This window comes from [Mycoplasma] falconis, assembly GCF_006385795.1.
GTDB classification, from domain to species: Bacteria; Bacillota_I; Bacilli_A; order Mycoplasmatales; family Metamycoplasmataceae; genus Metamycoplasma; species Metamycoplasma falconis.
The window spans coordinates 1-632 of sequence record NZ_VFSS01000032.1; the positions used below are offsets into that span (position 1 = coordinate 1).

Genomic DNA, 632 nt, shown 5'->3' on the forward strand with positions numbered 1-632 from the left:
TTGGAATACTAAGAAATCCAAAATGAATAGTTGTACCCATTGGCAACGAAATAAAATCAATAGTCACACCATAAAAAGCAACTACTAAGGCAGCAGCAATTTGACCAGCCAATTTTATATACGGTTTCAAATCGTAGATATCATCTACAAGCCCAAGTACGTACATAATAATCGCACCAATAATAAGTGGTTTGATTTCTGTTTCAATAGGATGACCAATCCAAATACCTATTAAAAATGAAAAGAGAATCACCGTACCACCCATAACTGAAATAGGTTTAGTGTGTACTTTTCTAAAATTTGGTTTATCAACTAAATTTAATCTTTTCGATATTGCAATAACAATTGGTGTTATCGTCAAACTGACAATCATTGTTACTGCAACTAGTAATAATGTAACCATTTATTCACCTTCATCGATATTAATTGTTTTTAACGTTATATTTATTTAATATTGTCTTTATAGAATGATACATCTATTTTCTACGTATATCTTATAGCTTTATTATAAATTAATTCGCTCAATCAATGATATCATATTTACAACTATACGATTCATTTCTTATATATCGCCTATTATTCATTTTTTCATCATATCATTTAAGGCAACATTTTAACATCAAAGTCTATAT

General features: G+C 28.3%; 1 protein-coding gene. It reads right to left on the reverse strand.

Translation table 4 applies throughout. The annotated features are described in order from the left end of the window. The coding region (locus FJO69_RS07750) for an MraY family glycosyltransferase (RefSeq protein ID WP_211333796.1) at positions 1 to 403 on the reverse strand (403 nt) is incomplete at its 3' end. Between the last annotated feature and the right edge of the window lie 229 nt (positions 404 to 632).